General features: G+C 61.7%; 24 protein-coding genes and 1 pseudogene. 21 read left to right on the forward strand and 4 right to left on the reverse strand.

Going from position 1 to position 24,813, the window contains the following annotated elements:
* The first annotated feature begins 18 nt into the window (after positions 1 to 18).
* Positions 19 to 903, forward strand: coding sequence for a patatin-like phospholipase family protein (locus tag X738_RS71945; RefSeq protein ID WP_023802272.1), 885 nt, complete (start codon positions 19 to 21; stop codon positions 901 to 903).
* A gap of 128 nt (positions 904 to 1,031) precedes the next feature.
* Here the strand turns inward: X738_RS71945 and X738_RS71950 are convergent, their stop codons facing one another.
* Entirely contained in the window at positions 1,032 to 2,183 is a 1,152-nt protein-coding gene (locus tag X738_RS71950; protein ID WP_023802273.1) for a helix-turn-helix transcriptional regulator, read from the reverse strand.
* Between the two features lie 358 nt (positions 2,184 to 2,541).
* Here X738_RS71950 and X738_RS71955 point away from each other — a divergent pair, with 358 nt between their 5' ends.
* Both X738_RS71955 and X738_RS71960 read left to right on the forward strand, forming a co-directional pair.
* Complete coding sequence (locus tag X738_RS71955) at positions 2,542 to 2,901, forward strand: hypothetical protein (RefSeq protein ID WP_023802274.1); 360 nt, start codon at positions 2,542 to 2,544, stop codon at positions 2,899 to 2,901.
* Positions 2,902 to 2,966: 65 nt separating this feature from the next.
* Positions 2,967 to 3,392 carry a c-type cytochrome gene (locus X738_RS71960; RefSeq protein ID WP_023802275.1) on the forward strand — a complete coding sequence of 142 codons (426 nt, stop codon included), beginning with the start codon at positions 2,967 to 2,969 and terminating at the stop codon, positions 3,390 to 3,392.
* A gap of 32 nt (positions 3,393 to 3,424) precedes the next feature.
* Here the strand turns inward: X738_RS71960 and X738_RS71965 are convergent, their stop codons facing one another.
* Both X738_RS71965 and X738_RS71970 read right to left on the reverse strand, forming a co-directional pair.
* Entirely contained in the window at positions 3,425 to 4,576 is a 1,152-nt protein-coding gene (locus tag X738_RS71965; protein WP_031256206.1) for a CapA family protein, read from the reverse strand.
* Positions 4,577 to 4,988: 412 nt separating this feature from the next.
* Complete coding sequence (locus X738_RS71970) at positions 4,989 to 5,885, reverse strand: MBL fold metallo-hydrolase (RefSeq protein WP_031256208.1); 897 nt, start codon at positions 5,883 to 5,885, stop codon at positions 4,989 to 4,991.
* A gap of 166 nt (positions 5,886 to 6,051) precedes the next feature.
* Between X738_RS71970 and X738_RS71975 the strand changes: the two genes are divergently transcribed.
* The 9 genes and pseudogenes from X738_RS71975 to X738_RS87560 all read left to right on the forward strand — a co-directional run.
* Positions 6,052 to 6,960, forward strand: a complete 909-nt coding sequence (locus X738_RS71975; RefSeq protein WP_023802279.1) for a LysR family transcriptional regulator — start codon at positions 6,052 to 6,054, stop codon at positions 6,958 to 6,960.
* A gap of 213 nt (positions 6,961 to 7,173) precedes the next feature.
* Entirely contained in the window at positions 7,174 to 7,353 is a 180-nt protein-coding gene (locus tag X738_RS71980; RefSeq protein WP_023802280.1) for a hypothetical protein, read from the forward strand.
* 135 nt (positions 7,354 to 7,488) lie between these two features.
* Positions 7,489 to 8,847 (forward strand): phosphatase PAP2 family protein, encoded by a 1,359-nt coding sequence (locus X738_RS71985; RefSeq protein WP_245277790.1) that lies wholly within the window; start codon positions 7,489 to 7,491, stop codon positions 8,845 to 8,847.
* Positions 8,848 to 9,303: 456 nt separating this feature from the next.
* Positions 9,304 to 10,575, forward strand: coding sequence for an amino acid ABC transporter substrate-binding protein (locus X738_RS0143320; protein WP_031256212.1), 1,272 nt, complete (start codon positions 9,304 to 9,306; stop codon positions 10,573 to 10,575).
* Positions 10,576 to 10,761: 186 nt separating this feature from the next.
* Positions 10,762 to 11,634, forward strand: coding sequence for a branched-chain amino acid ABC transporter permease (locus X738_RS71990; protein WP_023802282.1), 873 nt, complete (start codon positions 10,762 to 10,764; stop codon positions 11,632 to 11,634).
* Position 11,635: 1 nt separating this feature from the next.
* Entirely contained in the window at positions 11,636 to 12,634 is a 999-nt protein-coding gene (locus tag X738_RS71995; RefSeq protein WP_023802283.1) for a branched-chain amino acid ABC transporter permease, read from the forward strand.
* A 2-nt stretch (positions 12,635 to 12,636) separates the two neighbouring features.
* Complete coding sequence (locus tag X738_RS72000) at positions 12,637 to 13,377, forward strand: ABC transporter ATP-binding protein (protein ID WP_051407931.1); 741 nt, start codon at positions 12,637 to 12,639, stop codon at positions 13,375 to 13,377.
* A complete protein-coding gene (locus X738_RS72005; RefSeq protein ID WP_023802285.1) occupies positions 13,374 to 14,087 on the forward strand; it encodes an ABC transporter ATP-binding protein in 714 nt (237 codons plus the stop codon). The genes X738_RS72000 and X738_RS72005 overlap by 4 nt, the downstream gene beginning before the upstream one ends.
* Before the next feature lies 1 nt (position 14,088).
* Positions 14,089 to 14,318: pseudogene (locus X738_RS87560) on the forward strand (LysR substrate-binding domain-containing protein); the annotation flags it as partial.
* Between the two features lie 111 nt (positions 14,319 to 14,429).
* On the opposite strand, the gene X738_RS72010 reads toward X738_RS87560, so the two are convergent.
* Positions 14,430 to 14,972 (reverse strand): dihydrofolate reductase family protein, encoded by a 543-nt coding sequence (locus tag X738_RS72010; protein ID WP_023802286.1) that lies wholly within the window; start codon positions 14,970 to 14,972, stop codon positions 14,430 to 14,432.
* Positions 14,973 to 15,795: 823 nt separating this feature from the next.
* Here X738_RS72010 and X738_RS85275 point away from each other — a divergent pair.
* The 9 genes from X738_RS85275 to X738_RS72050 all read left to right on the forward strand — a co-directional run bounded on the left by X738_RS85275 (position 15,796) and on the right by X738_RS72050 (position 24,719).
* Positions 15,796 to 16,836 (forward strand): hypothetical protein, encoded by a 1,041-nt coding sequence (locus X738_RS85275; RefSeq protein ID WP_023802287.1) that lies wholly within the window; start codon positions 15,796 to 15,798, stop codon positions 16,834 to 16,836.
* Positions 16,817 to 17,203, forward strand: a complete 387-nt coding sequence (locus tag X738_RS83380; RefSeq protein WP_198032883.1) for an AAA family ATPase — start codon at positions 16,817 to 16,819, stop codon at positions 17,201 to 17,203. Before X738_RS85275 ends, X738_RS83380 begins: the two co-directional genes overlap by 20 nt.
* Positions 17,203 to 17,532, forward strand: a complete 330-nt coding sequence (locus X738_RS72020) for a DUF4435 domain-containing protein (protein WP_023802289.1) — start codon at positions 17,203 to 17,205, stop codon at positions 17,530 to 17,532. The genes X738_RS83380 and X738_RS72020 overlap by 1 nt, the downstream gene beginning before the upstream one ends.
* Entirely contained in the window at positions 17,520 to 17,963 is a 444-nt protein-coding gene (locus tag X738_RS72025; protein ID WP_023802290.1) for a hypothetical protein, read from the forward strand. The genes X738_RS72020 and X738_RS72025 overlap by 13 nt, the downstream gene beginning before the upstream one ends.
* Before the next feature lie 544 nt (positions 17,964 to 18,507).
* On the forward strand, positions 18,508 to 19,563 hold the full coding sequence (locus tag X738_RS72030; protein ID WP_023802291.1) for a LacI family DNA-binding transcriptional regulator: 1,056 nt from the start codon (positions 18,508 to 18,510) through the stop codon (positions 19,561 to 19,563).
* A gap of 55 nt (positions 19,564 to 19,618) precedes the next feature.
* Positions 19,619 to 20,860, forward strand: a complete 1,242-nt coding sequence (locus X738_RS72035) for an ABC transporter substrate-binding protein (protein WP_023802292.1) — start codon at positions 19,619 to 19,621, stop codon at positions 20,858 to 20,860.
* A gap of 38 nt (positions 20,861 to 20,898) precedes the next feature.
* Positions 20,899 to 21,825: a carbohydrate ABC transporter permease gene (locus X738_RS72040; RefSeq protein WP_023802293.1), complete on the forward strand. Its 927-nt coding sequence runs from the start codon at positions 20,899 to 20,901 to the stop codon at positions 21,823 to 21,825.
* Positions 21,825 to 22,682, forward strand: coding sequence for a carbohydrate ABC transporter permease (locus X738_RS72045; RefSeq protein ID WP_023802294.1), 858 nt, complete (start codon positions 21,825 to 21,827; stop codon positions 22,680 to 22,682). Before X738_RS72040 ends, X738_RS72045 begins: the two co-directional genes overlap by 1 nt.
* A gap of 27 nt (positions 22,683 to 22,709) precedes the next feature.
* Positions 22,710 to 24,719 (forward strand): glycoside hydrolase family 127 protein, encoded by a 2,010-nt coding sequence (locus X738_RS72050; protein ID WP_023802295.1) that lies wholly within the window; start codon positions 22,710 to 22,712, stop codon positions 24,717 to 24,719.
* Positions 24,720 to 24,813: the final 94 nt, after the last annotated feature.

Below are 24,813 nucleotides of genomic sequence, written 5' to 3' on the forward strand. Positions count from 1 at the left end.
CCAAATGGGGGGCAGGGGATGAGCCCGAGCTTCGGCATCGCCTTCGGCGGCGGCGGCGCGCGCGGGCTGGCGCATATCCATGTCATCGAGGTGCTGGACGAGCTGGGTATAAGGCCGGTCGCCATATCAGGCTCATCGATCGGCGCCATCATGGGCGCCGGCATGGCTTCGGGCATGGCCGGCAGCGACATTCACCACTACATGCGCTCGATCCTCGGCCGCCGCGCCGAGGTGGCGGCGCGCATGTGGCGGGCGCGGCCAGGCACCTTTGCCGAGGCGCTGCAGGGCGGGCTGGGTGTCACCCAGTTCAATGTCGAGCGCATCCTCAAGGCATTCATGCCCGACGCCATACCCGAAAGCTTCGCCGATCTGAAAATACCGCTGAAGGTGACGGCCACGGATTTCTTCGGCCATAAGCTCGCCGTGCTGAGCGACGGCGACCTGCATTCAGCGCTTGCCGCCTCGGCGGCTATTCCCGCGGTATTTCGCCCGGTGATGCGCGACGGCAGGCTGCTGATCGACGGCGGCATCTACAATCCGGTGCCGTTCGACCTGATCGAGGACGACGCCGACATCATCATCGCCGTCGACGTCGTTGGCGCGCCGGCCAAAGGCGGGCGCAAATACCCGACCTCCGTCGACCTGATGTTCGGTGCCACGCAATTGATGATGCAGTCGATCATCGCCGCCAAGCTGAGGCAATGCCAGCCGGACATACTGGTCAGGCCGGCGGTGTCGAAATACCGCGTGCTCGATTTCATGAAAATCGACGCCTTGATGGCCGAAACGGCTGATATCAAAGACGAGCTGAAGCGGGAGATCGAGAAGGCGGTGGAGATGCGGGCCAAGGTCGACACGAGCAGGCGCACCAAGCAGGTGGGGGGCGTGGCGCGGAAAGCCTGATGCTCGGTTGCCTCATCGAAACAAGCGCAAGCGCTGAACATTAGAAACGCACTGACTGCCAAGCCAGAACTGATCAAGACCATCCGCGGCGTTGGATACCTGTATCCAAAGCGGTGAACGAGTGTGGTTCAGGGACCAGGCTGCCAGGCGGGCGGAACGATCTGCATGACGAGGCGCATCAGATCGGCCTGGCGGGAGGCGCCGGTCTTCTGGAAGATATTGTCGAGATGCGTCTTGGCGGTCGCGTTGGCAATGTGAAGGCTGGCGGCGGTCTCGGCCAAGGTGTGCCCGGCGACAAGGCTGGCGAGCACGCGGGTTTCGGCCAGCGTAAGCCCAAAGGCTCTCGCCAGCATTCCGGCGGCGTCATGCTCGTCCGGTGCATTGCCGATGAACACCGCGGCTACCGCCGCGGGTTCCATGTCGGCGCGCAGGTCGCCGCCGGCCATCGGCAGCACGCGGGCGAAGACGGGCGGCAGGCCGGATTCGCTGAGGAGGACGGCAAGCCCTGTCTTGCCGATGCTGACCTCATCCTGAGCCGCAAGCATGATGGCGCTGTGAAGTTCCCTGGAAGCCGACGGGATCTTCGCTTGCAGAATGCCCCGGACATCCTGGATCGGGCCGCCGCTCCGCAGCATGTGCTTGGCCGAGCGGTTGGCGTGCAGGACGGCGCCACGTTCATTGGTGAGGACCACGGCGCATGTGAGCGCATCGAGTGCCTCGGCCATTCCTGCGCGCTCGACAGTACCGATGTCCAGCATGTTGCTGATTATCACCGAACGGCGCACATGCGGCTGCAACAGTCTGCCAAGCTTGATTTCGCGCTCGGTGATAATGCCTTGCCGCTTATGCCGAGCAACGGCGAAGCCGGCAAGGCGGGTAGGGGTGTGGATCAGGAAGAACGACATGACGTCGACCAGGCCTTGCGGCTTCAGGCACTCCTGAAAATACCGGGAGGTCTCCAGGTAGGTTTGAGGGATATGGCGTGAGACCACATGCGGCATATCGAGCGAAGGCCATGTCGAGAGATCCTCGAGCAGCCGGGCGTGGATCTCGGGGATATATTTCGCCTGTTGCTCCAGCCAGTACGGCTCTATGCCCACGGTCCTGTAGATCAGCAGCCGGTCGTTGGCGAGGTCGTCAAGCTGCAGGACCGCAGTCTGGGCGTCGAGCGCATCCCTGATTCCGGCAAGCGCGTGCTCCCATCGCTCCGGGTCGAGTGCGCAATCGTAGATCGAGCCGATCAGCTTCGACAGCTCATGATGCGACAATGCCTTGGCCATCGACGGCCCCCTCGCATGTCGACAGCGCGTCCGATGCGGGCGGAAAGCCGCGCCCTCTCACAGGTGCTCTCGCTTCTCCAACTTTAGCGATCGCTTAAATTCCGATTATCTCCCCCAAACAGGGGATGCGCAAGCACCCGGGCGGTGAAATACTCTCGCCCCAGAAGATAAGGTCACACTTAACTGTGACAACCAGTGGGTTCAGCGCGTTCTCGGCTCGCGGACCTTCGCCACTGTGATGCAGCCGGGGGGACTAATCCAGAATTCTGCCTGCGTGCGCCGATTATCACGGCGCGACCGTCTATTGCTGAAACCTTGAGCCGGGCTCGACCCGGACAATTCGGAATGGAGCAGCATTATGTACAAGTACATTGCTTTTGCAGCACTTTGCATCGCGGCGATGCCCGCGCATGCCGGCGAGCTTGGAGCCATGAAGGCCGAAAGCATCGATCTCGCCGGTTTCCTTGGTGTCGTCTATTACACGCCGCAGGAGGACGGCTATCGGGTGGTCACCACGATCGCGCAGGGCGAGGCTGGCTTGCCCGTGCGTTTCGTGGCGACACTGACCGAGAACCAGATAGTCGCGGTCTCCGTGCCGGGCAAGCTGGGAGAGTCGGACCAGATCATCGAGATATCGCGTGTCGGCGGCAAGCTCGTCGTCAGTCCGCAGGCTATAGACGGAATCGTGGTATCTTCCCCGAAGCTCGCCGTTGACTGATCCAAGGTCGAGTGAGGCGATCCAAGGTTGGTGATTCAGAGGCGGGTGCCTTGCGGCGGCGCTGGATGAGCCTGCAACGTCGGCGACAGACGACGTCTGCATGGCTCGTCCTGTGTGTTGTCGTCTTTACCGTCGGCGCCGGCTTCGGCGCCCAGGCTGAGCTGGCCCCGGGCAAGTTCTACGAAATTGTCGGCGGCAAGGTCGATGCGCGGACCTATAACGGCTTCCGTCGCTATCATGGCAGCTGCAATCACTGCCATGGTCCCGACGGCATGGGCTCGACCTTCGCCTCGGCCCTTGTCGACCGGCTGCCCGATCTCGAGGTCTTTCGGCGCAACGTTCGCGACGGTGTGCGCAGCGGCCCTTCGGTGATGAAGGGCTTCGCCGACGACCCCAACGTCGCTCCTTACATCGACGACATCTACGCCTACCTGCAGGCCCGCGCCGACGGTGCGCTTGGCCGAGGACGGCCTGAGCGGCTTGAACGCTAGAGCGGCTGGCTGCTGATCGCAGGTTGCCGGCTTCACCAGACGACGGTGAGACGATTGTCGTCCGCGAGCGCCACATGCGTGCCGAAAGATGAGCACTCGCGCTCAAGCATGGCTGCGAGCCAGGCGGCATCTTCGCGCAGGGCGCGGTTTAGCCGGAACCTGGCGAGCTGGAACGGCACCAGCTCGAGCGAAACAAGCGTACCGTCCGGTATGGCGAGCCGCGGCAGGTACATCAGCGCAAGCTCACCACGAAACGTTTCATTGCCGGTGATTCCCTCATAGTCGGTGAGGAAGTCGCCGCATCCGTAGAGGATCAACCGGCCGTGATGGATTTCGATCGGCTTGGGATGGTGGGAGGAGTGCCCATGCACGACATCGAAACCTGCAACATCGATGAGAGCATGGGCAAGTGCGCGGTCTTCCGCCGGGACCTGGTAGCCCCAGTTGCCGCCCCAGTGGATCGAGGCCACCGCGAGGTCGCCAGGCTGTTTTATGGCTTGCACGGATCGGGCGATCTGCTCGAGCGACCGGGCCGAGAGATCCGCCAGCAAATTGATGCCTGGCTTGTAAGCTCCGGCTGCCCATGAAGTTGGAACGCCGCTCGACTCGAGCGCGAAGCCGAAGACCAGCACGCGGCCCCCGCCGGCCGGTTCAATGACGGCAGGCGCCGCCGCCTCGTCGGCGTCAAGCCCGGCCCCGGCATAGGCGAGGCCGGCAAGCCGCAGCGTATCGAGGGTCTCGACGAGGCCAGGCTCATCCCAGTCGAGCACATGGTTGTTGGCGAGCACGCAGCAGTTTATCCGTGCCGCCGCCAGGCAGCCGATGTTTGCCGGGTTCATCTTGTAATTGATCCCCTTGGGCGCCAAGGACAGGCTGGTGGTGATGCTGGTCTCGAGATTGATGATCCGCGCATCGGGCGCTTCACGACCCAATTCGTTAAGCGCATCGCCCCAGACATACGCCTCGTCGACCTTTCTCGGGATCGGGCCATTGACGCGTTCGGCAAGCTCGACATAGGTCGTCGCCGATTTGACAAAGCGCTCGCCAAGGTGCGGATCGCCGGGACTGGCGAGGACCTGATCGATGCCGCGCCCGAGCATCACGTCGCCGCACAGGAACAGCTTTGCGCTGCTTCGGACGGACCGTTCAGATCCTGCGGCGGCGTTGTTCGCGATCTGCGGCATCGCTCTCGAATCTCCTGCGTGCCAACACCCGGTGACCCCAAGGGGTTCCCAGCCAATTTGCGCGGATCGCATCGCGCGCCGCGAGATCAACCTGTTCGTCGACCACAGCCAGATCGTTCGGCTCGAGGCGCATCGCTCCGGCATCTGGGGAACCAAGAGCATTTGGGGGCGGATTCAGAATATCGGGTGAGGGGGCTGAGCGGCCTCGTTCCAGCTTGGGTTCCTCGCCCCCACGAAAGTGGGGAGAGGTGGCTCGGCGAAGCCGAGACGGAGAGGGGACTGCGCCTGCAAAGAAAGACCCCTCTCCGGCCGCTTCGCGGCCACCTCTCCCCCCGCTTCGCGGGGCGAGGAACCCAAGTTCTGGCCGGCAGGCCATGCCTTTCGGTGGGGGGCGAGGAACCAAGGTCGTACCTCAGCCCCACTTCATCTCGCCGGTGGCGACCTTGGAGCCGATGTCGAGCGCAACGCCCATGCCGAGGCCGGGGAAGCGGGCCTCCATGGCGGTCTTGAGCGCGGCCGCGTCCTTGGCCTTGGCCAGTTCTTCCTCGAAGGCGATGAGATAGGTTTTGGTGTGCTCGACGCCCGAAAGGTCGGTGGCGGCCTGCGGCGTCATGTGGCCGGGCACGACGATTTCAGGCTTGGCGGCAACAATCTTTTCGAGATTGGCCAGCCAGGCGGCGCGCTGTTCCTTGCCCGACGTGTCGGCGGTCCAGACATGCACGCCCGAAAAAATCATCACCCCGCCGAACACCGCATTCAGCGACGGCACCGAGAGATAGCGCCGATTGGCAAGGCCTTCGGCATCGACGATCTCGATGGTCTCGCCATCGACGGTGAGCCTCTTGCCGTCGAAGACTTCGGGGATGACGACATCGGCGAGCGCCTGCGGGCCATTCTCCTTGAGCTGCGGCCCCCAGACGGCGATTTTCTTGTCGACGCTGCCGTTGATGGCGGCCACCGTCTCGGCAGCGGCGATCACCCGTGCCTGCGGAAAACCCTCCTTGATCGGCTTGAGGCCGAAATAATAGTCCGGGTCGGACTGGCTGACATAGATGGTGGTGAGTGTCTTGCCGGTCGCCTTGATCGCGTCGGCCACGGCCTGGCCGTCGGAATAGGTGAAACCGCCGTCGATCAGCAGCGCCTCGGAGGCGCCGGTGATCAGCACCGGGGCGCGAAAGAAGCCGTTTTCGCCAGCCGGAAAATGTTTCCAGGAAAGCCCGCCAGCCGCATGGCCAAGCCCGGCGGGAGCGAAGACGGCAGCGGCGCCGGCGGCGAGGGTGGTTTTCATGATGGCTCTCCGTGTGAACATGGATCTCTCCTGGGAGATGCGGAATTCGGGCGAGGCGGGCGCTTCTCCCCCACGCAGCCTCGATGTCCGGAAGATGGCAAAGACGGAATGCGTATTGAAGGCCAACAAAATAGACGTAATGTATGCCATTGCCTGACAATAGGATCGCCCCTGCCATGAACCACGCATGAACCTGAACCGGCTGGCCTATTTCGCCGCGGTGGTCGACGCCGGCTCGTTCACGCGGGCTGCCGAGCGGCTGGGCATCACCAAGGCGGTCGTCAGTCAGCAGGTGGCGCGGCTGGAGCGCGATGTCGGAACGACGCTGCTGATCCGCACGACGCGGCGCGTCCATGCGACCGAGGCCGGCCGGACATTCCATGCCCGCTGCCTCCAAGTTCTGCAGCAGGCCGAGGATGCCTTCGACGAGCTCGCGCAGGCCGCCGCCGAGCCGACCGGCACGCTGCGCATCGCGGCGTCCAACGATTACGGCACCTCGGCGGTTGTGCCGGTGGTCGCCGCCTTCAGCACGCGTTATCCCGCCTGCCGGGTGGAGCTGACGCTGGGCGACGACACTATCGACCTGGCGTCCGGTGGAATGGACGTGGCGATCCGCGTCGGCTGGCTGGCCGATTCCAGCCTGCAGGCACGACGCATCGGCACATTTGGGCAATTCATGGTGTGCGGCGCCGAGTTCGCCGGGCGCTTCAGGGCCGGCGAACCGCAAGACTTGGCCGGGCTGCCCTTCGTCGCCAACATGGCGCTGCGCGAACCGCTGCTCTGGCAATTTTCGCGCGGCGACAACGAGCAGACCGTGCGCATGCAGGCAACGATCGCCATCGACGCGACGCCGGCAGTGCTGGCGGCCGTCCGCGCCGGCGCCGGCCTGTCGGTGTTGCCGGACTTTTTGGTTCGGGAAGAGCTGGCCGCAGGCCGGCTCGTCCACATCCTGCCCGAGTGGCGGCTGCCCTCCGGAGGCATCTACACGGTCTACCCCGCCGCACGTTTTCGGCCGCCCAAGGTGACGAGGTTTGTCGAGATGCTGGTTGCGGCCGAGCAGCAGGTGGAGTCAGGCGGTCAGGGGCGCCGAGGCTGAAGCTGCCGATCTCCCCCCTTGTTGGGGGTTGAGGAGTGGTCCGCGCAGCGGACGGAAAGCCAATTGCTTGGCTTTCCGAACGACGAAAGCCGGCAGGCCAGAGGGGGTCGTCTAGCGTAATGCGCCAACCTCCACTGTCGCAAGAGAGGAGGCCGCGCCCGGTCGAACCGCCCCCCTCTGCCCTGCCGGGCATCTCCCCCTCAAGGGGGGAGATTGGCTGTCATCGGCGCCTTCGCCAATCACCAGCGTTGCACGATGAGCGCCAAGGCTCGACTGCCGATCTCCCTCTTGTTGGAGGAGATGGCCATCGCGGGCAAACAAGCACCGACCGCCCACCACCGCTTCGCGCTTCTCCTGCCGGTTGGAATTGGCGCCGGGCGGCAGGTCGACTGAGAACGACGCTGCCGGGCTCTAGCTTTTATCCTTTTAGTCGGCAGCGTCTCGCGGTATAATTAGATTTCGCTAAAATAAAGGTTTGAAAACGGAAAACCTTCCGTCTTTGGCGGGGGCAACCTATGGGAGGCTCGCATGCTTAGCGGTTTCGGCAAGGCCTGTGCGGTAATACTTTTTTCAGGGAACTGCGCTTTCGCCCAATCGGATTTGATAGAACCAGAGGCTGGAACGTGGAAGACGTGGGTAATCACGTCTGGCGAGGACTTCCGAGTCCCGCCGCCGCCTGACGCCTCCGCCGCAGCAGCCGAATTGGCACAGATGCGGGATCTCTTGGCACAAAAGGATCCGGCTGCCGCCGACAAAATCACCTTCTGGGACGCCGGCTCGCCTGGGTACCGATGGATCGATCTGGTCAACAATCGCCTTCTCGAAAACCAGCAGATTCCAAATGCGCACCGCGTCTACTCCTATTTGACGATGGCGATGTACGACGCCACCATTGCTGCCTGGGACGCGAAGTACTTCTACAATCGGCCGCGCCCGAGCGAGGCGGACGCGACACTGGCGACTGCGCTGCCGCCGCCGCGGAGTCCCTCCTATCCATCCGAGCATGCCGCAGCCGCCGGAGCTGCCGCGACCGTTCTTGCTTATTTCTTTCCCGAAGAGACATCGTCGTTCAAGGCAATGGCCGAAGAAGCGGCACAGTCGCGTGTCCTTGCCGGTGTCCAGTTCCCAAGCGATTCTTCCGCCGGCCTGGAGTTGGGGCGCAGGGTCGCAGAGCAGGTGATTGCGCGGGCAAAGGCCGATGGCTCCGATGCAGCGTGGAGCGGCACTGTTCCGACCGGGCCGTGCATGTGGGTCGGGACCAAACCCGCCAATGCAAACATGCCAAACTGGAAGCCGATCGTGCTGGCTGCACCCGATGAATTCAGGCCGCCGGCGCCGCCCGACTGCCAGTCCCCGGCCGTAAAGGCCGAGATGGATGCAATCCGACAGTCTGAACGAAAATTCCCTAACAGCTACAAAGCGTTCTACTGGCAAAGCCCATCCGGCCTGTTCACCGACTGGTATGACTATGCTAGCAAGTGGATGTTCGAGGACAAGACGGATACGAACCCGCCGCGTGCCGCGCGGGCTTACGCTATGCTCGCAACGGTCTATTACGACGCCTTCATTGCAAGCAACGACGGGAAGTACGCCTATTGGTATCTGCGGCCCAACATGCTTGACGCGAGCATCACCCCCCTGTTCGCGGTGCCAGCTCATCCCAGTTATCCGTCGAACCACTCCGCGCTCTCGACAGCCCGATGCGAGGTCCTGGCGTACCTGTTTCCCGGCCATGCAGAGTTCATCCGGGCGGTTGGCAAAGAGGCGGGTGATTCCCGCGTCTGGGCAGGCATCCACTATGAAATGGACAACCGGGCCGGCGCCGCGCTCGGTAAAGCGGTCGCGGGGAAATTTATCGAGCGGGCAAAAACCGACGGGGCGGACTAGCGGAAGGAAGGAGGCCCTCTTTTGATGCCATGGGTGCTATTCGCAAATGGTCGAGACGGCAGTTGGCCGAGACCCGCGAGTTGTCGCCGGCTTCTGACTCTGGGATTTTAAGGACATGGACGAGGCGGTCGCCTGGGTGAAGCGCTGCCCCAATCCCATGCCGGGACCGAGCAAGATCGAAATCCGGCCGCTGTACGGATGGCTGATTTGCAATGACACTCTGACGCCGGAGGTCACGGAAATCCATGACCGGACGGGCGAAAAGCTCAGCGGCATTGGAAAGGGAGGGCCGAACATGGCTTCTGTCGCGCGGGTCGCCACATGGACGACCAGCACGAAGTGCTGTGGTGCGCTGCAACTATGGATTTTCAGAGAGCTGCAGCGAGCGTTTCCAGTAGATTTGTGCGGTGTGCGGACATATCCTGCAACTTTAGGAACGAATGCGGGAGGACCATCATGCCAAAGAAGGACGTAAGCTTTTCTCGACGCACGTTTCTCGGCGGCAGCGCCCTGGCGCTTGCCAGCGGCACGATTTCGATGCCGTTCGTGCGGACCGCGCGCGCCCAGGCGGCGACTTTCAAGGCCGGCGTCATCACGTCTCTGTCGGGCGAGAATATTTCGGGCGGCAATTTGACCAAGAACGGTTACGATCTCTGGGCCGAAGCGGCCAACGAGAAGGGCGGCGTCGAGGTCGGCGGCGAGCGTTTCATGGTCGAGATGTTCTATGGCGACGACCAGAGCAATCCGGCCACCGGCGCCGACGCCGCCGAACGGCTGATCGTGCAGAACGAGGTCGATTTCCTGCTCGGCCCCTACACCAGTGGCTCGACAATCGCCGTTCAGCCGATCTGCCAGAAATACCAGGTGCCGATGATTTCGGGCTCGGCCGAGTCGCCCAATGTCTGGTTGGCCAAGCCCGAATTCAATTTCGGCATCATCCCTTCCGTCGACACGACATCCGGCCAGTCGCTGGGCGTGCTGGTGGCGCTGTCAAACCCGAAGGCGAAGACGATCGCGGTGATCGGCGTCAACGAACCCTTTTCGAAGGAGACCGGCGAAGGCTTCCAGCGCGGCGCCAAGGAAGCGGGGCTCGAAGTCGTCGCCTACGAGCTCGTTCCAGCTTCCGGCGATCTCACCCCCGTAATGTCCAAAATCGCCGCCCTCAACCCTGACATCGTCGCGGTGGGCGGGCATGAAGAGCCGCTGATAAATGTGATCAAGACGTCGAAATCGCTGAATTATCGGCCGAAGGCCTTGATCATGCATTACGGCGTGACCAATCCGGCCTTCGCCGAAGCGCTCGGCGCCGATGCGAACGGCACCTCCGGCGTCGCCGTATGGCTGCCTACGGTGCCCTACAACGACGACCTGTTCGGCACCGCACAGGACTATGTCGCGCGGGCCCAGGCAAAGTTCGGCCATGAGCCCGACTACACGGAAGCCGCCTGCTCGGCCAGCGGCCTCGTCTTCGCCGACGCCGCCAAGCGACTGGGCAAGAAGCCTTCGCTCACCCCCGAGGACCGCGTCGCCCTCAAGGACGCCATCGCCGACACCGACATCACGACTTTCTACGGACCGATCAAGTTCGAGAAGGAAGGCGACCACTATCACGACAACATCCAGCCGGTGCCAGTCATGATCCAGATCCAGGATGGAAAGACCGTCGCTGTCGGCCCGAAGGAAGCGGCCGCGGCCGAGTTCATCTACCCGTTGCCGGCCTGGAAATAATCGCGATCTGAGGCCGGGCGGAGTCGCTATTCGCCGTCGCCCCCTCACATTCTAAGCCGCGGGCAGCATGATGTCGGCCGGCTCTTCCAAAGGCCGGCTGTAGGTTGGGCTTTATACTGCGGGCGTCATTCGCACTCGTGCCAAAAGCATGTTGCGGACTTCTTGGACTGACGGACAGGTTTGCCATTGGATCTTTTTCTTCAAACGCTGCTCAACGGCCTGCTGATAGGCGGCGTCATCGCCACGTTTTCGATCGCCTTCCAACTGACCTTCGGCGTTCTCCATGTCATCGACTTCGCGGTCGGGGCATGGGTCGTTCTCGGCGGCTACTTCGCCTATTACATGGCGGCTTTCCTCGGCATTGACGGGTTCCTCGCCATGCCGATGGCCTTCGTCCTGTTCGGCGCGATCGGCTATCTCATGGGGCCGATGATCTACAATGTTCGAAACAGCCGCACGGCGCGACCCGAACTGATGGCGCTTGCGCTGACCTTCGGCATCTTCACCTTGCTGCGCGGCGGAATGCTGACCGTCTGGGGTTTCAATACGCATAGCGTGCCGACGGCGCTTAGCGGTCACAGCATCATGATCGGCCCGGTTACGGTGCCCCTGATCCGGGTGGCGGCGGCGGCGTTCGCGCTACTCATCGCCGGCGGGCTGTTTTTCTTTCTCTTTCGCACGCGCTACGGGCTGGCGATCCGGGCGACGGCCGAAAATCGCCAGAACGCCGCCTTGATGGGGGTCAACATCCGGCGTCTCAGCGCCAATGTTTACGGGCTCTACGCGGGGATCACGGCGATGTCGGGCGTTCTGATGGGAGGCATCTATTCGGTCAATCCGGAGATCGGCCTGCGCTATACGCTGTTCGCCTTCTTCGTCGCCGTGCTGGCAGGGCTGGGCTCGCTGGGCGGCGCGCTTGTGGCGGCCCTGCTTCTGGGCGTCATCGAAGCCTTTGTCGCGACTTATGGCGGAGCCAGCTACTCGCATCTCGCGATCTTCGCAACGCTCTTCCTTGTCCTGTTGATTTCCCCGCGCGGCATCCTGCGGCGCGGACTGTGAGATGGCCCAGACCATGAAAAATCGTTGGGCCGGCCCGCTTCTCCTCGTCGTCATCCTCGTCGTGCTGGCGTTGCTGCCGGTGCTGGTCAACAATTACTGGCTGCGCATCGCCACCGGCGCGCTGATGTGGGCGGGGCTCGCCTGTTCCTGGAACATGCTAGGCGGCTATGCCGGCTACATCAATTTCGGCCATTCGGCCTTCTTCGGCATCGGCGCCTACGCCACCGCCATCCTGATGGGCGCGGATTTCGCTGTGCCGTTCCTCGCCACCATTCCCATCGGCATGATCGTCACAGCCCTGTTTGCGGTCGTCATCGGCGCGCCGACATTGCGGCTGCGCGGCGCTTATTTCGCCATCGCCACCTGGGCCTTCGCCGAAGTGCTCATGCAGTTCGCCACCGTCGTCGATTTCACCGGCGGAACCGGCGGTATCGGCCTGCCTCCCTTCCTCAACGAGCGCTTCTTCTACTTCGCCATGCTCGCGGCCGCCGTCCTGACCTATTTCCTCACCTGGTCGCTGTTCGAGCGCTCCCGCTTCGGCTTGAAGGTCAAGGCCTTACGGGATCACGAACCGGCGGCCGAAGCCATGGGCATCAACGCCTCGCTGGTCAAGTTGCAGACCTTCATGCTCAGCGCCGTCGTCGCCTCCGTGTTCGGCAGTATTTTCGCCTACTGGGTGACCTTCATCAATCCAAAGAGCGTGTTCGGCGGCGACATCACCGACCAGATGGTCGTCATGGTCCTGCTCGGCGGGCTCGGCAGCCTGTGGGGGCCGGCCATTGGCGGCGTCGCGCTGTTCTTCGTCAACCGGCTTATCTGGATGTACTATGGCGATACCGCCTTCTATATCGCCATTCTCGGCGCCGCCATCATCCTGGTGGTGCTGTTCCTGCCCAACGGCATCGCCGGCCTGTTTGCGCGGCGAAGCGGGAAATCAGGCAGCGTGCTCGACACGGTGCTCGGACGCCTGCTCGGCTCCCGCCAGGGAGGACGCTCGTGAGCATGACGGCCCAAGCGCCCGCGCCAGGCGACCAGCCCATCCTCTTCGTTCGCGACGTGCACAAGCATTTCGGCGGCATCCAGGCAGCCGCCGGCGTCGATCTGGAGGTCGGACGCGGCGAGATCGCCGGCCTCATCGGCCCCAACGGCTCGGGCAAATCGACCCTGTTCAACCTCGTGGCCGGCATGGAGACGCCCGATCGCGGGCAAATCCTGTTCGACGGCCATGAGATCGGCGGCAAAAAGGCCTATACGATAGCCCGTCTCGGCCTCGCGCGCACCTTTCAGATCCCGGCGTTGTTCGAGAACATGACAGTCAGCGGGAACCTTCTGGCCGCGGCTGCCGAGGGTCATTGGCATGGCGCGCAACAGCGGGCGGACGAGACGCTGGCGCTGCTGCATCTCGAACCGGTCGCCAACAACCGCGCGTCCGACTTGTCCGGCGGCCAGCAGAAACTGCTCGAGTTCGGCCGCGTGATCATGCGCCAGGCGTCCCTCATCCTGCTCGACGAGGTGACGGCCGGCGTCCACCCCAACATCCGCAAGATCATCCTGGAAGCGATCGCCAGGCTGCGCGAGCAGGGAACCAGCTTCTTCGTCATCGAGCATGACATGGAAATGGTGCGCAATGTCTGCGACCGCATCATCGTCATGGATTCGGGGCGGGTGGTGACCAGCGGCGCGTTCGAGGACATCGTGCAAAATTCCGAAGTCATGCAGACCTATCTAGGGCGTCCGCAATGAGCACGTTGGTCGCAGACAGCGTTGTTGCGGGCTACGGCAAGCAGGAGATCGTCCATGGCGTCTCCCTTGTCGCGGAAGCCGGCAAGATCACCTGCATCTTCGGCCCCAATGGCTGTGGCAAGTCGACCTTGCTGAAAGCGATCGCCGGCGCGCTGCCGGTGTGGGGCGGCACAATCGGGCTTGGCGGCGAAACGATCGGCAATTTGCCGGTCCATGAAGTCGTGCGCCAGGGCCTGGTGCTGATGCCGCAGGGCGGCGGCGTGTTTCCACGGCTGACGGTGATGGAAAATCTGCGCATGGGCGGCTACGCCATTGCCGACCGGAAGCTGGTGGACAGGCGCATCGAGGCTCTGGTCGACCAATATCCATCGCTGGCGCGGCGGCGCAAGACCACGGCCGGAGCCCTTTCGGGCGGCGAACAGGCGATGCTGGCGCTGGCGCGCGCGCTGGTGTCGGAACCGCGTTTCATCCTGCTCGACGAACCGTCGGCCGGCCTTTCGCCGGCCATGGTGAGCGAGACGCTGGAGCGCATCAAGGTGCTGACCGCGGGCGGCATCGGCATTCTCATGGTCGAGCAGAACATTCGCGAGGCCATGCCGATCGCCGACCGGCTTTATATCCTGGCCGCCGGAGAAAAGCGCTTCGAAGGCACGCCCGGAGATGTCCGCAACGACCGACAGATCATGGACATCTATATGGGCGGCGCCTGATGCCGCCGTCCGCGCCGGCGCCGGCCTGTCGGTGCTGCCGGATTTCCTGGTGCGGGACGAGCCGCGGGGCGGCTCGTCCAAATCCTGCCCGAGGGGCGGCTGCCCTCCGGAGGCATCTATACGGCCTACCCAGCCGCACGTTTCCGCCCGCCCAAGGTGACGCGGTTTGTCGAGATGCTGATTGCGGCTGAGCAGCAGATGGGGGCAAGCGGGGAGGGGCGGGCGCCCTAAGGTCGGAGCGAGGCGCTGATGACCGAAACGGGCGAGCTTGAAGCGCCGAGGCCAAAGCTGCCGATCTCCCCCACAAGGGGGGAGATTGGCTGTCATCCGCGCTCGCCCTCATCACGACTTCGCCGTCACCGGCGCATACTCGAGCGCCACCACGCCGTTGCTGAATGGCGTGGCCGAAATCAGCGCGAGCGGCACTGGCTCGCCGGGCGGGAACAGCGGCTTGCCCTGGCCGACGGCGCCGGGATAGCTGAGCAGCCTGACGCGGTCGACCAGACCGTGGCGCAACAACTCCTGCGCTACGCTGAGGCTGCCATGCACATAGATGTTGCCGCCGCTGCCTTGCTTCAGTTCCCTGACCGCGTCCGGCAGTGCGCCCTGCAGCAGCTCGGCCGGTCTCCAGTCGAGCGCCTTCAAGCTCGTCGACGCGACATATTTAGGCAGCCCGTTGAACCGGTCGGCGAAGTCTCCTGTTTCCTCAGGCCAGGAGCCGGCAAAAATCTCGTAGGTCGTGCGCCCCAACAGCATGGCGCCGCTGTCGGCAAGCTCGTCCTCCTTGAACCTTTGCATTTCATCGTTCCAGGTCACGCCGAGCAGCTTCTCAACCTCGGCGATGCCATCGACGCTAATGAATTCGGTGACGATGAGTTTTCTCATTGCGGGTTCCTTTCTGGCAGAGGACCGGATGGCTGGCGTTCCGAAAACCGCGCCGTGAAAAGAAAAAATAGAGCAGCTCATTATTGTTTTTAGTCGATGTCAGACACGAGCGCGGACCTTCGTCGATCGGAGGCTCGGCGCCACTCAGACCGGCAGCAGAGGCGCGTGGGCGAGCAGAAGCATGTTGGCCGGCCAGTGCTTGTTTGTCCACGATGACCGTTTACCCGACGCCGACGTACGTCTCCGACGCTAACGGCGGCTTTGCGCCTCATGTCGGCCGTTAAAGTCAGCTTTGCCCTTTCCGGAAAGTTGACGTCGCAGGCGACTGCGCTGGGTGGTGGCGCCAAAGCGGCCATCCGCCCGACGACCTGAAATGTAGGAATAAGGCCCAATAGCCGACCTCGCAGAAGGACTCCAACATTGATTAGGTCCGATGCGTGAAGTGTGGCCTGCACGCGCTCCCCGCTCACGGCAAGCGTTTTGTCCGAGAGGCCGACGATCGGAATTATGAGGCGGAATAATTTCAATCGTGTCGGGAGAGGCCAAATCAAAAACGCGCATAGCTCTCAAGAGAGTCCTGGTCACCGATCAGCATCGCCGTCTACGAACTGATAAACACAATCGGTCTTACCCTGAAGCTCTTCGAAAAGTGCTTCGACGGTGCCGGAGGGCGCATAGAATGTCGCTACATAGGCCTTGGGTAAGCGGCTGGACCAACAACGATGCGGTTGCTTGCTCTCAGTCTTTTTCCTACAACCAACCCGATAGACGTCGATACGGCCGAGTTATTCAAGGGTGAAAATATTAGGGGGAAGGATACAAAATGGCTGAAATAAAACAGCAAGCGGATGAGTACGTCTTTGGTCACATCCGGCTGCAACAATTCAACATAAAAGGCCTCTTCGGAGAGCACGATTACGAGATTCCACTAAATCTGGATCAACACGTCACGGCCATCATCGCACCGAATGGCACTGGGAAGACGCTCTGCCTCAGGATGATTGCAAGTCTGTTCGAACGAAAGTGGGCAGTCTTTTACGATACGGTCTTTTCTCAAGCGTCGTATCTCTTTACAGACGGTACATTAGTTATAATAAACAGAAAGTCTCCAACCGACGAAAAAGACGAAGGCGAAAATATCCCCTCAATACAACTTCGCATCGAAGTTCCAAACGGCGAAAAGATTGAATGGTCTCCAAAGTTGTTTGATCCGAAGAGGCCGTTACAAATAGAGCGATATTTGCCGTTCTTAACGCGAATTGGCCCCGGCCGTTGGCGGCACGATCATACGGGCGAACAGTTCGGCCCCAACGAAATTATCGAGGCGTATGGCGACGGTCTTCCGGATGCAATACGAGCAGGTCTATACGGCAAAGTACCAGTGGTTCTGACAGCACTAACCAAGCTAATCGACTGTCGTCTAATTGAAACGCAACGGTTGCTTATCCTAAGAGACGAAAACGAGGACCCATACTATGGTGGCCCAGGGCGCAGACCGCGATCTACGCTTGCCATCACTAGAAAAGCCCAGGCATTGAAAGAAATCATCTCGAAGGAAATTAATGCATACGCGACACTGTCACAGTCGCTGGATCGGTCGTTCCCGAAGCGCGTGATTAACCAGACATCACAGGTCACCTCAGCCGGCCTGACTGACCAACTTGCCGAGTTGGATACAAAGCGACGTGAGCTTATGGAAGCAGGTATTCTAGACACCGAAGCGGATGATCCCGTGTCGCTACCTGAAGGACCCTTAAATCCAGCTATAGCGCGTGTCCTCCACGTATACGCCGAGGATACGACGAAGAAACTGTCCTCTCTTTCACAATTGCCAGAAGATAACTTTGTTCAAAAAACTAATTGATCAACGGTTTATCACGAAAGATGTAAATATAAGTCGTCAGAATGGTATAGATGTAGTCTCGCACGGAGAGAACGTGCGTCTTGACCGGCTGTCATCCGGAGAACAACACCAACTGGTTTTATTTTTTGAATTGCTGTTCGAGATCAGACGAAATTCACTAATATTGATTGATGAACCGGAGCTATCGCTTCATGTGGCTTGGCAAAAGAAGTTCATTGGGGATCTTCTCAGTATTATTGAGCTTAATAAGTTTGACGTTCTGCTTGCGACACACTCCCCACAGTTAATCGGTCGTTGGAACGATCTTGTTGTCGAATTGGGTGATGTCTACGAGGGCGGACCCGCCGACGCCGATGAGGGCATATAATGCTATCCATCGCACGTCACATGGACGCTTACGACATTGCGCAAGAGGTTAAGTTCGAGAGACTGGCGCATAAAGGGTCATTTTTAATAGTGGAGGGTGATACCGACATTAAACGTTTTTCGAAATACGTTGACGAGCAGGAGTGCTCGTTGGTCAATTCCTATGGCCGACGGAAAGCCATCCGCGCCATACAACTTCTTCAAAAGTGGAAAGTAGCGGGAGTAGTTGCCGTTCTGGACGCGGATTTCGATCGGATAAATGGAACTGAATTGACACACCCGGATATCGCATACTCCAGTAATCATGATTTAAGGTTATGGATGGATTAAGACCCGTTTCCGCTGCCAGGTTGCTGAATCTTAACCGCAAAATCCCCTATAAGGTTTCAAACATCGATGTTGGTGATTTTTTCAACGGATTCTTGCTCGACCTTTCCGAATACGTACTAAAATTGACCAAAGAAACCGCAGTGACCGCTGAGGAACGGCGCGTTCTAGAAGAGCTATTCGTCCTTGAGGCCAAGAAGGAATACGACCCTTGGCAATTTACCAACGGGCATGACTTCTACAGCGCGCTTGGCGCGTCACTCAGGGGAGATCTCGGCGCTAGGCGCTACGCACAGACATGGGGATTCGAAGTCGAAATGCATATACGGTTAGCCTTCACCGATGCGGATTTTAAGGAAACTCATATATTTGCGGCGCTTAAGTCTTGGGAGGCGAGGACTAGATATTCTGTTGTCAGCAAACGACTTCACTAATGGCATTGTTAACTCTGACCCATCCGTTTGTCGTTGACCCTGTTGGAAGATGGGCTGACCCCGTCAAACGTAAACCAGGGTTTACGTTTGACGGGCTACTCTAAGGGAACATCTCGGTTGTGTTCGCCGTGCCGTCAGCGCTTACCTGCTAGTTTGAACCTTGTGTCTGCATCGAGTTCCCGGCATCGACATAAGCACGCCAGCGAGGCGACCTCGGACTTAGTGTCCAAGATGGGTTTTGGTCACGACGACTTTCGCGACGACCTGAATGTCCGCTCTCGTGTATCCGCCCTAAAGCGGCTTGTCGGCTGTCGGCCCGCCGCCGCCATTCGAGAAACGTGCGGCGGATGTCCGCTTCCGGCCCAAAACGGCGTGTCGGACACGCGCCCAAGTTTACCTCCTTGCCATCCCGTATCTTTTCCCTAATCTCCCGCTGAGAAAACCTTTTCCCAAACTACCCGGCATCCGCTGATCTCACCATTCAGCGCCTCGCAGGACCATAAGAGAAAAGCTTTTCTCAAACGGGAGGATCAATATCCAATTCATGGCGTCCGATGCGCAGCCAACACCCGCCAAGCAGCCGGTCACCCTCCGCGAGGTGGCCGCCACCGCCGGCGTCAGCGTTGCGACGGCCTCAAAAGCCCTCAACGGGCAGGGGCGGATGACAGCCGAGACCCGCGAGCGCATTCGCGAGACTGCGCAGCGGCTCGGCTTTCGCCCGAACAGCCTGGCGCAGAGCCTGTTGCGCCGGCGTTCGTTTACCGTCGGCCTGTTGACCAACGACACCTATGGCCGGTTTTCGCTGCCGGTCATGTCGGGCATTTCGGATGCGCTGGTCGACAAGGGCGTCTCGGTGTTTTTGTGCAATGTCGAGGACGACCAGCGCCTCGGCCAGCTGCATGTCGATGCCATGCTCGACAAGCGTGTCGACGGCATCATCGCAACTGGCAAGCGCATCGATCGCCACCTGCCGGTCGACTTGTCCGATCTCGGCGTTCCCGTGATTTACGCCTTCACCCAGCCCGATCCCGGTGCCATCGCCTTTGTCTCTGATGATGCCGGCGGTGCGCGCCTGGCGGTCGAGCATTTTTGGCGGCTTGGCCGGCGGCGCATCGCCCATGTCAGCGGGCCGGCGAGTTTTGCGGTGGTGCACGCGCGGGCACAGGCCTATCGTGACGTGCTGACCGAGAAAGGCTTGCCGGTCATGGAACCATTGCTCGGATCGTGGTCGGAAGCGTGGGGGCATGAGGCGGTGAAGACGCTTTTCGACGGTAAGCTGTCGAAGCGCGGGGGCGAAAAGCCCGATGCCGTGTTTTGCGGCAACGACCAGATCGCGCGCGGCGTCATCGACGCGCTGCGCGAGCGCGGGCTTGGCGTGCCGGGCGATGTCGGCGTCATCGGTTTCGACAACTGGCAGATCGTCGCCGAGGCAACCCGCCCGCCGCTGACCTCCGTCGACATGAACCTGGCGGCACTCGGGCGCGAGGCCGGCCTCACCTTGCTTTCGCTCGTCGGCGGCGAACCCGCCGAGCCGGGCATCCGAAAACTGCCGTGCCGGCTGGTGGTGCGTCAGTCATGCGGCCGTCCACCGGACGGCTGAGATTAAGACGCCGTGCGGGGAGCGCGGCCTAAGCAGAACCATCAGGAGGAGAACCATGAGAACTATGATTGCCGGGCTCGCTATTGCCGCGAGCATCCTGAGCTTTCCGTCCGCCGCCGCCGAGACCGCCAACATCTGGGTTCGCGCCGACGGCTCGAACTTCATGCCGCGCATCGTCGATGCCTTCAACAAGAGACATGAGAACCAGATCAAGCTGGACATCATCCCCAATGCCGAGATCATCCCGAAATACGGCGCTGCCGCCGCCGGCGGCACGGCGCCCGATGCGCTGTCGCTCGACCTGATCTACACGCCGTCCTTCGCCGCCGCCGGCCAGCTGGAGGACATCACCGACTGGGCGAAATCGCTGCCTTATTTCAACAGCCTGTCGCCGGCGCACGTCAAAACCGGCACCTACAAGGACCGCATCTACGGGCTGCCGTTCTCCGCCGATAGCTCGGTGCTGATCTGGAACAAAAAACTGTTCAAGCAGGCCGGCCTCGACCCTGAAAAGGGGCCGACCAACTGGGCCGAGATCGAGGCCTATGCCGAAAAGGTCAACGCGCTTGGCGGCGATATCAAAGGCTTCTATTTCTCCGGCAATTGCGGCGGCTGCAACATCTTCACCTTCACGCCGCTGATCTGGGCCTCGGGCGGCGACATCCTCACCGAGGACGGCTCGAAAGCGACGCTCGACAGCCCGCAGCTGCGCGGCGCCATCGATCTTTACCGCTCGATGGTCAAGAAGGACCTGGTGCCGGCAGGCGCGCAGACCGATACCGGCTCCAACTTCTTTGCGGCGTTTGCCGCCGGCAATATCGGCATCTCGCCGTCCGGCGCCTTCGCCATCGGCGCGCTGAACACGCAATACCCGGACATCGACTACGGCGTCACCTTCCTGCCGGGCAAGGATGGCGGCTGGTCGTCCTTTGCCGGCGGCGACAATTTCGTCGTCACCAAGGGCACCACGAAAATCGCGGTGGTCAAGGAGTTCCTCGACTTCGCCTATTCGCTGGAGGGCCAGACCATCCTGGCGAAATACGGCAGCCTGCCGGTGCGCGGCGACATCGCCAACGAGGCGCTGAAAGACCTTGACCCGCGCTACAAGATCGCCGCCGAGGCCATGGCCAAGGGCCGCACGCCCTATTCGGTGGTGTTCAACGACCTGATCAACTCCGCCAACGGTCCGTGGAACCAGATGGTCAACGAGGTCTTCTTCGGCGAGGACGTCAATGGCGCCATCGCCAATGCGCAGGAAACCATGCAGTCGATCATCGATTCGGCACCGCAGCAGTAAGCGCCGGCTGGGGACGTAGCGCTAACGAGAGAGCAGGCATGACCTCCATCGCAGCCATCTCCACCCCAACCTCCCGCCGCAAACTGGTCGGCGCCGGCCGCCGGCAGTGGGTCGGCCTGCTCTATGTCGCGCCGGCCGTCGCGCTGGTCGTCGTCTTCTTCATCATTCCGCTTGGCATGACGGCGTGGATGTCGCTGCACAACTGGCCGCTGATGGGCGCGCACTCGTTCATTGGCCTCGACAATTACTGGGCGATCCTGCGCGACACCAGGTTCTGGAACGCGCTCAAATTCACCGGCTACTATACGGTGATCGTCACCATCGCGATCTTCGTCGTCGCCTTTCCGCTGGCACTGTTCATCGAAAGGCCACGGCCGCTGACCGGCTTCTACCGGACGTCGTTCTTCATGCCGGCCGTCATCGGCTTCGCCTCGGCCAGCCTGCTGTGGTCGTGGCTGCTCAATGTCGATTCCGGCCTGTTCAGCCCGGCCGCCTTCGAGCTCGGCCTGACCGAGAAGAAGGTCAACCTGCTGGCGACGTTCCAGCCGGCGTTCTGGTCGATCATCGCCATGGTCGTCTGGAAGGTGGCGGGTTTTACCATGATCATCCTGATGACCGGCCTGCAATCGATCCCGCCGGATCTGCAGGAGGCGGCGATGATCGACGGGGCAGGGCCGCTGGCGCGGTTTCGCGCCATCACCCTGCCGCTGATGCGCCGCACGCTGGCGCTGGCGCTGATCCTGTCGGTTGCCGGCTCGGTGCTCGCCTTCGACCAGTTCTACATCATCCTGCGCGGCGGACCGCGCAACCAGACGCTGACCGCCGTCTACTGGATTTTCAACCAGTCGTTCGTGTCGTTCAAGCTCGGCTACGGCGCCGCCCTGTCGATGGTCCTGCTGGTCATCTTGGTCGCGCTCAGCCTGATCCAGCTGCGGTTGCTGCGCCAACCGGAGGGCGTTGACTGATGGCGCAGGCACGAAGCCGCAAACGCCGCATCGGCATGCAGATCGCCGAGCACGCGACGGGCATCATCGCCTCATTGCTGTTTCTGGCGCCGATCGTCTGGACCGTGCTTTCGGCCTTCAAGCCAGCACAGGAATCGCGCCAGCCGCCGCTGCCGCCCTGGCCGACGACGGGTTTTTCGGTCGAGAACTACGCGACGCTCAACACCTTCGGCGACGGCCTCTGGCTGCCGGCGCAAAACAGCATCTATGTCTCGGTCATGACCGTGGTTTTGTCGGTGATCGTCAGCGTGCTGGCCGGCTACGGTTTCTCGCGCTTCCGCTTTCCGCTGAAGAACCTGCTCTTCGTCCTTATCCTGTCGACGATCATGATCCCGTTCCAGTCGATCCTGACGCCGATCTTCCTGGTGCTGACCAAGATCGGCCTGCACAACACGCTGACCGGGCTGGTTTGCGTCTATGTCACGCTGCAGCTGCCGTTCTCGATCTTCATGATGCGCAACGCTTTCGACGCGGTGCCGCGCGAGATCGAGGAGGCGGCGCGCATGGACGGCGCCAACAATGTCACCATGCTGCTGCGGGTGATGCTGCCGCTGGTCTGGCCGGGCATCGTCACCATCGCGCTGTTCGCGTTCCTCGGCGCCTGGAACGAGTTTCTGGCGGCGCTGGTGCTGATGACCGACCAGTCCAAATTCACGCTGCCGATCATGATGACGGCGCTGCAGTCGGGCCGCTTCGGCGCCATCGACTGGGGCGCGGTGCAGGCCGGGGTCACCGTGATGATGGTGCCATGCCTGGTGCTGTTCCTGCTGCTGCAGCGCTTCTACATCCGCGGCCTCATGGCAGGGGCCGTGAAGTGACCAATCGAACCGAATCGGAGTAAATTGATGACCGCATCGCAATCCGCCAAGCCGGCTGCCGAGCTGGACCAAACCGGCAAGTCGGGCAGGCCAAAACGCGCCTTCCGCCCGCTGCCGATGCCGCAGGTCGATGTGCGCGGCTTTTGGGGTGACCGTGCCGATGCCGTCGCCACCACGACCGCCGGCATCCTCTATGACCGCTGCGTCGAGGCGCGCATGCTCGAGCAGATCGATCCGGATCGGCCATCGCCGGGCGTCGTCATTCCGTTCCACTCACCTTCGCCGGACGAAGCAGCCACCGCCGGCAACGAATTCACAGGATCGACGGTGACGACCCAGATGTTCTGGGACTCTGACTGGGGCAAGACTATCGAGACCGCCGCCTACTCGCTGTACCGCCGCCGCAACGAAGCGCTGGAGAAGAAGATCGACGCCGTCATCGACATGTACGGCAGACTGCAGCAGCCGGACGGTTATCTGTCGAGCTGGTACCAGCGCATCCAGCCCGGCCTGCGCTGGACCAATCTGCGCGATTGCCACGAGCTCTACTGCGCCGGCCATCTGATCGAGGGCGCGGTCGCGTACTACCAGGCGACGGGAAAACGCAAGCTGCTCGACATCATGTGCCGCTATGCCGACCATATCGCCGAGACCTTCGGCCCCGAGCCCGGCAAGAAGAAAGGCTATTGCGGCCATGAGGAGATCGAGCTGGCGCTGGTCAAGCTCGCACGGGTCACCGGCGAGCAGAAGTACATGGACCTGGCAAAATACTTCATCGACCAGCGCGGCCTTGAGCCGCATTATTTCGACCAGGAGGCGCGTGCCCGCGGCGCCGACCCAAAAGCCTATCATTTCAAGACCTACGAATACAGCCAGTCGCACAAGCCGGTGCGCGAGCAGGACAAGGTCGTCGGCCATGCGGTGAGGGCGATGTATCTCTATTCCGGCATGGCCGATATCGCGACCGAATATGGCGACGACACGCTGCGGGCGGCGCTCGACCGGCTGTGGGACGACCTCACCACCAAGAACCTCTACATCACCGGTGGCCTCGGACCGTCGTCGCACAATGAGGGCTTTACATCAGACTACGATCTGCCCAACGAAACCGCCTATGCCGAGACCTGCGCTTCGGTCGGATTGGTGTTCTGGGCGAGCCGCATGCTCGGCATGGGCCCCAACGCGCGTTACGCCGACATGATGGAGCGAGCGCTCTACAACGGCTCGATTTCGGGCCTGTCGCTCGACGGCTCGCTGTTCTTCTATGAAAATCCGCTGGAAAGCCGGGGCAACCACAACCGCTGGAAATGGCATCGCTGTCCGTGCTGCCCACCCAATATCGGCCGCATGGTCGCCTCGATCGGCAGTTATTTCTACGGCCTGTCCGGCGATGCCCTTGCCGTCCATCTCTATGGAAACAGCACGGCTCGTTTCGATATCGCAGGAACGCAAATGGAGCTGCGCCAGACCAGCAACTATCCATGGGACGGCGCGGTCTCGATCACGATCGAGCCCGAGGCGCCGACGACATTTACCTTGCACCTGCGCCTGCCGGCCTGGTGCCGCAAGGCGGCGCTCAAGGTGAACGGGGAGGCGGTCGATCTGCAGGCGGTCACCAGCGACGGCTATGCCGCGATCCGGCGCGAATGGCGCAAGGGCGACCAGGTCGAGCTCGACCTCGAAATGGCCATCGACCGGCTCTATGCCAACCCGCAGGTGCGGCAGGATATCGGCCGCGTCGCGCTTGCCCGCGGCCCGCTGATCTATTGCGTCGAGGAGACCGACAATGCTGGCCAGCTGCACCGCATCGCCTTGCCACAGACGGCACAGATCGAGGCGCATCAGCAGCCGAACCTTTTGGGCGGCGTCGTGACGCTTTCGGCTGTTGCCACGAAAGAGGCGTTTGAAGACTGGGACAACGGCCTCTACCGCCCCGAACCGCCGGCGGTTGAGGAAGCAAAAATCACCGCCGTGCCGTATTTTGCCTGGGACAACCGCGATCCCGGCGAGATGCTGGTCTGGCTGAGAGACTCGTGATCCGGGGACGAAGATGATGCCGCCGACGACAGGGATGTCTTGAATTCGCCCCGGCGGCGCTAGTTTAGAGGGCAGAGTGGCGCCAGCCACTCGA

The sequence above is a fragment of the Mesorhizobium sp. L48C026A00 genome (genome assembly GCF_000502375.1).
GTDB lineage: Bacteria > Pseudomonadota > Alphaproteobacteria > Rhizobiales > Rhizobiaceae > Mesorhizobium > Mesorhizobium muleiense.